The 8,658-nt window shown below is 71.6% G+C and carries 12 protein-coding genes and 1 pseudogene; 7 read left to right on the top strand and 6 right to left on the bottom strand.

Translation table 11 applies throughout. From position 1 onward, the window contains the following. The 4 genes and pseudogenes from DJ81_RS19305 to DJ81_RS13260 all read left to right on the top strand — a co-directional run. Positions 1–204 (top strand): annotated as a pseudogene (locus DJ81_RS19305) (hypothetical protein); the annotation flags it as partial. 104 nt (positions 205–308) lie between these two features. After that, positions 309–497 (top strand): hypothetical protein, encoded by a 189-nt coding sequence (locus tag DJ81_RS13270; protein WP_004050211.1) that lies wholly within the window; start codon positions 309–311, stop codon positions 495–497. 22 nt (positions 498–519) lie between these two features. Beyond that, on the top strand, positions 520–960 hold the full coding sequence (locus DJ81_RS13265; RefSeq protein ID WP_094523374.1) for an RNA-binding protein: 441 nt from the start codon (positions 520–522) through the stop codon (positions 958–960). Between the two features lie 119 nt (positions 961–1,079). Beyond that, positions 1,080–2,510 (top strand): FAD-dependent oxidoreductase, encoded by a 1,431-nt coding sequence (locus DJ81_RS13260; protein WP_094590094.1) that lies wholly within the window; start codon positions 1,080–1,082, stop codon positions 2,508–2,510. 33 nt (positions 2,511–2,543) lie between these two features. Here the strand turns inward: DJ81_RS13260 and DJ81_RS13255 are convergent, their stop codons facing one another. From DJ81_RS13255 to nth, 6 genes are all read right to left on the bottom strand, one after another. Then, positions 2,544–3,074 carry a hypothetical protein gene (locus tag DJ81_RS13255; protein WP_094590092.1) on the bottom strand — a complete coding sequence of 177 codons (531 nt, stop codon included), beginning with the start codon at positions 3,072–3,074 and terminating at the stop codon, positions 2,544–2,546. Further along, positions 3,071–3,565: a phosphopantetheine adenylyltransferase gene (locus tag DJ81_RS13250; RefSeq protein ID WP_094528271.1), complete on the bottom strand. Its 495-nt coding sequence runs from the start codon at positions 3,563–3,565 to the stop codon at positions 3,071–3,073. Before DJ81_RS13250 ends, DJ81_RS13255 begins: the two co-directional genes overlap by 4 nt. Before the next feature lie 91 nt (positions 3,566–3,656). Further along, complete coding sequence (locus tag DJ81_RS13245; protein ID WP_094558565.1) at positions 3,657–4,295, bottom strand: winged helix-turn-helix domain-containing protein; 639 nt, start codon at positions 4,293–4,295, stop codon at positions 3,657–3,659. Positions 4,296–4,398: 103 nt separating this feature from the next. Continuing rightward, positions 4,399–5,478 (bottom strand): glutamate--cysteine ligase, encoded by a 1,080-nt coding sequence (locus tag DJ81_RS13240; RefSeq protein ID WP_094590090.1) that lies wholly within the window; start codon positions 5,476–5,478, stop codon positions 4,399–4,401. Positions 5,479–5,673: 195 nt separating this feature from the next. Continuing rightward, on the bottom strand, positions 5,674–6,231 hold the full coding sequence (locus tag DJ81_RS13235) for a DoxX family protein (protein ID WP_094590088.1): 558 nt from the start codon (positions 6,229–6,231) through the stop codon (positions 5,674–5,676). 157 nt (positions 6,232–6,388) lie between these two features. Further along, on the bottom strand, positions 6,389–7,072 hold the full coding sequence (nth, locus tag DJ81_RS13230; RefSeq protein ID WP_094590086.1) for an endonuclease III: 684 nt from the start codon (positions 7,070–7,072) through the stop codon (positions 6,389–6,391). A gap of 158 nt (positions 7,073–7,230) precedes the next feature. Between nth and DJ81_RS13225 the strand changes: the two genes are divergently transcribed. The 3 genes from DJ81_RS13225 (at position 7,231) to DJ81_RS13215 (ending at position 8,617) form a co-directional block, all read left to right on the top strand. After that, positions 7,231–7,596 (top strand): hypothetical protein, encoded by a 366-nt coding sequence (locus tag DJ81_RS13225; protein ID WP_094523390.1) that lies wholly within the window; start codon positions 7,231–7,233, stop codon positions 7,594–7,596. A 131-nt stretch (positions 7,597–7,727) separates the two neighbouring features. Then, positions 7,728–8,276, top strand: coding sequence for a DUF2249 domain-containing protein (locus tag DJ81_RS13220; protein ID WP_094523392.1), 549 nt, complete (start codon positions 7,728–7,730; stop codon positions 8,274–8,276). A 56-nt stretch (positions 8,277–8,332) separates the two neighbouring features. Continuing rightward, entirely contained in the window at positions 8,333–8,617 is a 285-nt protein-coding gene (locus DJ81_RS13215) for a transcriptional regulator (protein ID WP_094528276.1), read from the top strand. Positions 8,618–8,658: the final 41 nt, after the last annotated feature.

Here is an 8,658-nt window from a genome sequence, read left to right as displayed (position 1 = left end):
GCCGAGGACGGCCCCCGGCAGCGCGCCGCGAACGCGGTCGTCGGCCTCGTGAAGCGCGGCGGCGTGCCGGGGGCCGTCCTCGGCCTCCTCGCCGTCGCCGCCGGCGTCGCGATCGCGATCGCGGTCGACAGCGCGATCGTCTCGGTCGCGGTCGGCGTCGTCCTGACGGTGTCCATCGCGGCCGTGCTGCTCGCGGTCGCGTGACCGTCGGCGGTGCGACGCGCGGATCCGGTCCGTCGCCCCGACCCGGAGACGGTCCGCCGCTCCGGATCCGCGCGCTTTTAAGCGTCCCACCGGAACGAACGCGCATGAGCTTCGAGAAGGAAGACGAGGTCGTGCTCCACGACAAACACAGCGAGTACGACGGCGAGACGGGCACGATCACGCAGGTGATGGAGACGATGTTCGGCGACGCGACCTACACGGTCAGCTTCGAGGACGGCCAGGAGACGGGCGTCCCCGAGGACGCGCTCGACGCCGTCGAGAGCGAGGAGTAACCGACCCCTTTTCCGACCCGCAATGCCCAAAGTCCCCTTCCACTACGTCGACCTCCGGGCGTTCTCGTACGCCACCGAAGACGAGAAGCGGGTCGAAGACGCCCTCCGCAGGTTCCTCCCGGAGGACGCCGAGCTCGACCGCGTCGAGAACGTCGGCCACCACGGCGACCGGATCGTCGTGCTCTCGGCCCGGATCGAGAACGCGGACGGGATGCGCCACGTGCTCGACGCGCTCGCCGACCTCGACGACGTCGACCGCGTGATCGACGAGCTCGACCAGCGCGTCGACGACAACTGCGCGCTGTTCCTCCGCGTCGACAAGCAGGCCGCGTTCCGCGGCGAGGTCCGGCTCGGCCCCGGAATCACCGTCCGCGCGAAGGTGGAGGCGTACCCGGCGAAGAAGGAGGCCGCGGTCGAGAACGCCCGCGAGACCCTGTCGCGGCTGGCAGACGACGACGCCTAGGTAACGGCTGTCGCGATTGTCGCGTCTCACCGTCGACGCCCGGGCGGCCGTCCCGTGATCGGGCGCCCGGTCCGCACCCGCGGAGTGCCTTTTTATACGGTCCCGCCGTCGTCGAATTCATGAGCGATCCCTTCGTCGTGGTCGGCGCCGACGCGGCCGGGCTGAGCGCGGCCAGCAAGTTCCGCCGCGAGGCGCCCGACCGCGAAGTCGTCGTCTTCGAGAAAGGCCGATGGATCTCGTACGCCTACTGCGGGACGCCGTACTTCATCGAGGGCCGCATCGAGCGCATGTCGGACCTCCTCTCGCTGTCCCCGAGCGAGGTCGACGAGCGCGGGATCGACCTCCGACGCGGCCACGAGGTCGTCGCGGTGGACCCGGCCGGGAAGACCGTCACCGTCGAACCCGCTGACGGCGACGCCTTCGAGCAGCCGTACGGCGACCTCCTCGTCGCGACCGGCGGGCGCGCGTCGACCGGGCCGTTCGACGTGCGCGGGGTCGACGGCGCCTTTACCCTCCACAACATGGACGCCGCGGCCGCGATCGACGCGTACATCGCTGAGCCCGACGCGTACGACCCAGACCGCGCCGACGTGAGCGCGGTCGACCGCGAGCGCGTCGAGCGCAACGCCGCGATGCCGGCCCCCGAGACGGCGGCGATCGTCGGGGGCGGCTACGTCGGCGTCGAGATGGCCGAGGCGCTCTCCGGTCGCGATCTCGACGTCCACGTCTTCCAGCGCTCCGACGACCTGATCCCGCCGTTCGGGGAGGCGGTCGGCGAGCGCGTCGAGGCGGAGCTGGTCGACGAGGGCGTGACCGTCCACACGGGGAGCCCCGTTAAGGGCCTCGTCGGCGACGACCGGATCGGGTCCGTGGCGTTCGACGGGGAGACGTTCCCCGTCGACATGGCGGTCGTCGGCGTCGGGATCCGGCCGAACACGGGGCTGTTGGACGGGACCGGCGTCGAGCTCGGCGAGGGCGGCGCGATCTCGATCGACGAGCACGGCCGGACGAGCCTCCCCGACGTGTACGCCGCCGGCGACTGCGCGACCGCGAGGCACGCCGTGACGGGCGAGCCGGCGTGGATCCCGCTCGGCCTCACCGCGAACCGCGCCGGGCGGGCGATCGGCGCCACCGTCGCGGGCGACCCCTCGCCGGTGGGCGACGTCGCGGGCACCGCGGTCGTGAAGGCGTTCGACATGGAGGCCGGTCGCGTCGGCCTCGTCGAGGCGGAAGCGGCCCGCGAGGCCGGCTTCGATCCGGTCCGCGAGACAGTCACCGCCGGCTCGCGGTCGGGCTACTACCCGGGCGCGGCGCCGACCGACGTGACCCTCGTCGCCGACCGCGACACCGGGCGGCTGATCGGCGGGAGCATCGTCGGCCCCGACCGCGCCGCGATCCGGATCGACACGCTCGCGACCGCGCTGGAGGCCGACATGACCGTCCCCGAGGTCGAGCGGCTCGACCTGGCGTACGCGCCCCCGTTCAGCCCGGTGTGGGACCCGGTCCTCGTCGCGGCGAAGGTGCTCAACGGGAAGCTCGACGGGGAGTAAGGTCCCACTCGGTCGCCTGCGCCCGCGTTCGCGTCAGTCGCTCGCGCCCGCTTCCCCGTCTCCGTTCGCGGCGGCGGACCCGTCCGTGCCGGCCGACTCGTCCGTTTCCCCGTCTGTGCCGCCGATACCGGCGACGACCCGGCCGATCGCGTAGCCGGCGAGGCCGACTGCAACCGCGGCCGCGAGGGCGACCCCGAGCGGCTCGGCGATGGCGACAGCGAAGGGGAGCGGGTCGGCGAGGGGGATCGCGTACGGCGTCGGTCCGATCGTCCGCAGGAGGGCGGCCGCGAGGGGGCCGTACGCGAGCAGGACCGCGGGGAGCGCGCCGGCGCCGACCGCGGCGTACGCGGTCGTTCCGACGGCGGTCAGCGCCGCGAGGACCGCCGCGACCGGCGCGACGACGCCGGCGGGAGTCAGGCCCCCGACCTCGCCGGCGAGCGCGACCGCGTCGAAGGCGACGTACGAGACCGCGAAGCCGACCGCGCTCCAGACGGCCGCGCGCTCGAATCCGGTCTCTCCGACCGCGACGCGGGCGAGCCGTCCGGGGTCGTCGTCGGCCGTCATTCCGGCCGGGTCGCGCCGCGACCCTCGCGGTCGGGCGTCAGGTTGCCGTGCTCGTCTATCTCGCCCGCGACGATCCGCGTCGACGAGATCCGCTCGCCGTCCTCGGCCGGGACGTGGTCGACGACGACCAGTTCGAGCGGGTCGTGCCCGTGCTCGCGGCGGATCTCGTTGATCCGCTCGCCGCCCGCCTTCGTCTCGGGGGAGACGATGAGGGCGTCGAACTCCGGTTCGACGGCGATACCGGTCGGCTCGGTGAGCTCGCGGACCGCGAACTCGCGGTCGTACTCCTCGGCCCGGGGCGCCAGCTCGGCCTCTAGGTCGCGCTTGCGGCGGTCGTACGGGCGGACGTAGCGCTCGACGTGTCGGGTCTTCGGCGCGAGCTCGTCGGACGTGAGGCCGACGGTGACGTCCCCCAGCTCGAACGCCCGTTCGAACAGCTTCCGGTGGCCGTCGTGAACGGGATCGAACGTGCCACCAAGCGCGACGTTCATGCCCGTCGGTTGCGCGGGCGGAACTTAAAGTGTCCCGAACTCGGAACCGTCGCGGCGTCCTCTTCGCCGTTCGGTGCCCGCCGCGTCGTCGCTATCGGCTCGCGGCGTCGTCCTCGTCGTTCGCCGCGGTGTCGTCCGCCTCGTGTCCCCCGGCGTCCCCGTCCGCGTCGTGTCCCTCCCCGCTCTCGTCGCCACCGACGGAGATCTGTACGGGCTCCGCGTCGCCATCCGGCGACTCGCCGCCGAGGCGTCGGTCGAGGTTGAAGACGGCGTTCAGCTCGCGCTGGACGTCGCCGACGACGCCCCGGACCAGCTCGCTGGGCGCGATCGCCTCGTACTCGTAGGGGTTGTTGCCGGCGCCGCTGGCCTCGCGCTTGTCTCGCTCGACCTTCTCCTCGTCGTGGAGCTCCGCGAGCGCCTCGCGGACCGTGCTCGGGTAGAGGCCGGTGCCGTCGGCGACCTCGTCGCTCGTGCTCCGCGGGTTGTCCCGCAGGTAGACGTAGATCCGAGCCCGGGTCTCGGTGTCGAGCAGCCACGCCAGCAGGTCGACGACGTTGTCGTCGAACCCCTTGACCGCCTTGTCGGCCCCCTCGCCGAGCCGCTCTCTCGTCTTGCGGAGCTCCTCGCGGGTCCGCTCTGTCGGCGACTCGTCTCCTCCCTCTCCCGCCCCGAGGGCGGCGCCGCCGTCGGGATCCGCGGCGGGGTCGTCGTCGAACTCGTCACTCGTCATACTTGTGAGTGGTGTCCGCGCGCCCAAAAGGGTTTCTCGTCGCTTTCGTTCCGACGGAAGTCGCGGCGATCGACGATCCGGCACCGTCGCCGCCCGGCCCGCCTCACGTCGACAGTACCAGGTCCTCGCACAGCGCGTCGAGCCCGGACTCCTCGCGGAGCCGCCGCTGGCGCTCGGTGCCGCTCTCGGCGTCGTACACACCGCGGATCCCGTCGATCCCGAGCCGGTCGCACTCACTGTCGACGACCTCGCCGAGGGAGACCGTCTCCTCGCCGCTCCGGGCCACGAACGAGGCGTCGTGCCCGCGGCGGATCGCGCGCCACTTGTTCTCGTCTAACAGCTCGCGGCGGAGCGCCGGCGCGGACTCGCCGTCGTCGTAGCGCTCCGCGTAGTCGACGACGAGCGCGTGCACGTACTCGACCAGCGCGAGGGTGACATCTGGGTCGCGCTGGGCGTCGGGCGCGCGCACCTCGACGGTGCCGTGGCCGGTGTGCGGGCGCACGTCGAACCAGAGCTCGCCGCGGTCGGCGATCGAGTCCGTCTCGACCATCCGGCGCTCGTAGCGCTGGAAGGCGTCGAAGTCGTCGAACGCGGAGGGGATCCCGGTGTTCGGGAGGTTCTCGAAGATCTTCGCGCGGGCCGACGCGAGCCCCGTGTCGAAGCCGTTCCAGAACGGGGAGTTCGCCGACAACGCGAGCAGCACGGGGCAGTGCCAGCGGAGGCGGTTGGCGATCCACACCGCCTTGTCCGCGTCGTCGACGCCGACGTGGACGTGGAGGCCGGCCGTGGTGTTGCGGTGTTGGGGGTACCGTATCCGGTCGAGCTGCGCCTTGTAGCGCGGCTTCTCGACGTGGTCCAGCTCGCGCCACTTCGCCGCCGGGTGGAGCCCCGCGGCGGCGATCCGGTAGCCGTCGGCCGCGGCGTGGTCGACGAGCGCCTCCCGGACCGCCGACAGGGCGTCCTCGGCGTTCGCGGGGTCCTCGATCAGCTGGGTCTGCGCCTCGATGGTGCATTTAAACAGTTCGTGGTCGAACCCGTCGGGCACCGCGCTCGGCGGGTCGCGGCCGTACACGAGGTCGTCGGTTCCGGACGTCGGGCGACCGTCGGCATCCGCGATGTAGAACTCCTCCTCGATGCCGAGCGTCCCCATCCGAGCGAACGCGTCCCGCGAACCGAGATCCATTACCGCTCCGTTTCGCCCCCGCGCTCTTATATCGAATGGAACCCGAAACGGAGCGCCGGTGTCGGGGCCGAGTCCGTGCGATGACACGGTCGCCGGCGTCGACGCTCGGCGACGAAGCGGCCGGAGAACCGAACGGTCTGAAGACGAGTCGGCGGTTCGCGGCTACCCGACCGACGCGCTAGGCGTCGCCCTCGTTCACCCGAGGACGTAGCGGAGCGCCGGGAACTTCTCCGTCAGCGCCTCGCCGCCGACCTCGATCCGCTCGATGTAGGCGTCCAGCCCGAGGACGCGACCCGCGCCGAAGGCGGCGACCGTGAGGAACACGACCGCGTACACCAGCGTCGAGTCGAACAGCGCGAGGGCGTCGCCGCTCCACCCGCCGAGGTAGAACAGCGCCATCTGCATCGCGCCGCCGAGCGCGGCCAGCCGGACGAACGCGCCCAGGATGAGCGCCGTCCCGATGAGCAGCTGCGTCGCCGGGACGAACACGTTCGCGAACTCGACGAACCACGGCGTCGAGCCCATCGCGGCGTACAGGCCGCTGACCGGACTCGCCGCGTCGGGCGCGTGAACGAGGTAGCCGCTGGCGTCGAACGGCTCGCCGGTCGCTTTCCCGAGCCCGGCGAACAGGATCATCCCGCCGATCGTCGCTCGGAGCATCACGATGAACAGCGCCGACAGCGAGTGCGCCTTCCCCAGTAGCGTGACGCCGCCGATCTCCCCGCCGAACTCGTTTGTGGTTCTGGTTGACATAGCGTCTCTCCTCACTTGCGAGTACGCCGGTATGGAAGATAAACTACGAAGCGAGTTCCCTCTCGCGTGGAGGCATTCGGGGAGGACCCCCGTTCGAAGGGGTGTTTAAATACGCGTGCGACGTCCACTCATCGCTCCCGTCGGTCGCGCGACCCCGTTACCACGCCTCGCCGCTCGCGAGGTCGACCTCGGCGTCGCCCTTCTCGGACGGGCAGACGTCCGCGAGCACGCAGTCGGCGCAGTCCGGGTTGATCGCGGTGCAGGTGGCGCGCCCGTGGTCGATCATGAGGTGCGTGAACTGCTGCCAGTCGCTCTCGGGGACGACGTCGAGGAGGTCCCGCTCGATCGCCTCGGGGCGCTCCTCCTCGGTGATACCGAGCCGCCGGGTGAGCCGCTGGACGTGGGTGTCGACCACGATCCCCTCGACGACGTCGTGACCGTGCTGGAGGACGACGTTGGCGGTCTTCCGTCCCACCCCGGCCAGGCCGGTCAGCTCGGACATCGTGTCGGGGACCTCGCCGTCGTGCTTCTCGGCGATGTCCGCGCACGCCGAGCGGATGTACTTCGCCTTGTTGTTGTAGTAGGTGATCGAGTCGATCGCCTCGGCCATCTCCTCCTGCGGCGCGTTCGCGTACTCCTCGGGCGTCTCGTACGTCTCGAAGAGGTCGGCGCACACAGCGTTCACGCGCTCGTCGGTGCACTGCGCGGAGAGGATCACGGCGATGAGCAGCTCCAGCCGGTTCGAGTAGTTCAGCGAGATGGTCGAGTCCGGGTACTCCTCGTACAGCCGGTCGAGGACCTCCTCGACCTGCTCCGCCCGCGGCTCCAGTGGCGTGCCCATGGGGATCCCTCCGGCCGGCCGACATTGAACGATCCGGAAGCGGCGCGGGCGGTCTCGGCGGCGCGGGCGGGCTCGGCGGCGCGACCGCGGCGGAGCGACCCCACCGGCCAACCGCGGCGAACCGGCAGATTCACGTCGTCGCCTCGACACCTCGAACCGTGTCCCGGTCCCGCGATCGACGGCGACGTCGCCCGGCGTACAGCCGCCGGCCGCAGGAGTTCTACTGGCTGTGGATCGCGGCGACCGCGACGTACGGCGTCGGCGACGTCGTCTCGACGATCGCCTTCCTAGAGTACGTCCCGACGATCGACGAGGCGAACCCGGTCGTCGTCTTCGCGCTCGACTCCTTCGGGCTCTCCGGACTCGTGGCCCTGAAGATCGCCGTCTACCTCGTGATGCTGTGGATCAGCGTCTCGGGCGCCCGCGACGGCGACGCGCTCCTCTACTACTTCCCGCCCGTCCTCCTGACGCTCGTCGGCACGTACCTCACCGCGAGCAACGTCCGGCTCCTGTGGCTGGCCTGAGCCGTCCCGCTGCTTCGACCGACCCGTGCCGTCCCGGTCGCGGACCGGACCCGTCCCGCCCCGACCACCGCCGGTGCGGCCCGAACGTGTTCGCGACACCGCACATAGGGGTCGCGGGGAATCCAACGCGTATGACCGAACTCGACGTGCGAGACCTCCCGCCGAGCGAGCGACACGGCCGGATACACGGCGCCTTCGAGGAGCTGGCACCGGGTGAGACGCTGACGGTCGTCAACGACCACGATCCGAAACCGCTGTACCACGAGATGGCGGTCGAGAGGCCCGCGTTCGACGCCGACGGCTACGAGTCGGAGCGGGAGGGCCCCTCTCGGTTCGTCGCCGAGTTCCCGAAGGCGGCCGACCGGGACGCTCCCGGGGCCGACCGGGCTCGCATCGCCGACCTCGACGGCGAGCCGCACGCGGACGCGTTCCCCGGGCGGGAGCCGAAGACGATCCGGCTGTCGCTGGAGGCGGGCGAGCGCGTGCCTGGACACGAGCATCCCGACCGGACCGTGCTGTTCCACGTGCTGGAGGGCGCCGTCGACGTCGCCCTCGACGGCGACCTCCACCGAGTCGAGGCCGGGGAGATCCTCCGGTTCGGGGGGGAGTCCACGGTCGAACCGACCGCGCGCGAGGAGAGCGTCGCGCTGGTGGTGTTGGCGCCGCGGCCCGCGGAGTGAGGGTCGGGCGAGCAGTTTCCCGCCGCCGTTTTATTCACCGCCCGCGAACGGCCGGCATGGAGACGACCCGTCAGCGCATCGCCGAGACGCTCCGCGAAGGCCCGGCGACCGCGAGCGACCTCGGCGAGTCGCTGTCGCTGCCGACGCCGGTCGTGTACGAGCACCTCGACCACGTCTCGCGGTCGGTCGACGACGCCGACGCCGACGAGCGGTTCCTCGTCGCGCCGCCCGAGTGCCGCGACTGCGGCTTCGACGGCTTCGACGACCCGGTCAACGAGCCGTCGCGGTGCCCGGAGTGCAAGAGCGAACGGATCGGAGAGCCGGCGTTCGTGATTCGGTAGCCCGACCGGGAACCGGCGGTCCCGCGGTCGAAACCCCTGGG

The organism is Halorubrum sp. Hd13, assembly GCF_002252755.1.
Classification (GTDB): Archaea; Halobacteriota; Halobacteria; order Halobacteriales; family Haloferacaceae; genus Halorubrum.
The sequence above is the reverse complement of the archived record's forward strand: the minus strand, read 5'-3'. Positions and strand labels throughout refer to the sequence as shown.

Excerpts from the sequence above, each read along its gene's own strand:
- DJ81_RS13270 (WP_004050211.1), top strand. The coding sequence starts at position 309 with ATGAGCTTCGAGAAGGAAGACGAGGTCGTGCTCCACGACAAACACAGC.
- DJ81_RS13235 (WP_094590088.1), bottom strand. The coding sequence starts at position 6,231 with ATGTCAACCAGAACCACAAACGAGTTCGGCGGGGAGATCGGCGGCGTC.
- DJ81_RS13245 (WP_094558565.1), bottom strand. The coding sequence starts at position 4,295 with ATGACGAGTGACGAGTTCGACGACGACCCCGCCGCGGATCCCGACGGC.
- DJ81_RS13215 (WP_094528276.1), top strand. The coding sequence starts at position 8,333 with ATGGAGACGACCCGTCAGCGCATCGCCGAGACGCTCCGCGAAGGCCCG.
- DJ81_RS13220 (WP_094523392.1), top strand. The coding sequence starts at position 7,728 with ATGACCGAACTCGACGTGCGAGACCTCCCGCCGAGCGAGCGACACGGC.
- DJ81_RS13265 (WP_094523374.1), top strand. The coding sequence starts at position 520 with ATGCCCAAAGTCCCCTTCCACTACGTCGACCTCCGGGCGTTCTCGTAC.
- nth (WP_094590086.1), bottom strand. The coding sequence starts at position 7,072 with ATGGGCACGCCACTGGAGCCGCGGGCGGAGCAGGTCGAGGAGGTCCTC.
- DJ81_RS13255 (WP_094590092.1), bottom strand. The coding sequence starts at position 3,074 with ATGACGGCCGACGACGACCCCGGACGGCTCGCCCGCGTCGCGGTCGGA.
- DJ81_RS13240 (WP_094590090.1), bottom strand. The coding sequence starts at position 5,478 with ATGGATCTCGGTTCGCGGGACGCGTTCGCTCGGATGGGGACGCTCGGC.
- DJ81_RS13250 (WP_094528271.1), bottom strand. The coding sequence starts at position 3,565 with ATGAACGTCGCGCTTGGTGGCACGTTCGATCCCGTTCACGACGGCCAC.
- DJ81_RS13260 (WP_094590094.1), top strand. The coding sequence starts at position 1,080 with ATGAGCGATCCCTTCGTCGTGGTCGGCGCCGACGCGGCCGGGCTGAGC.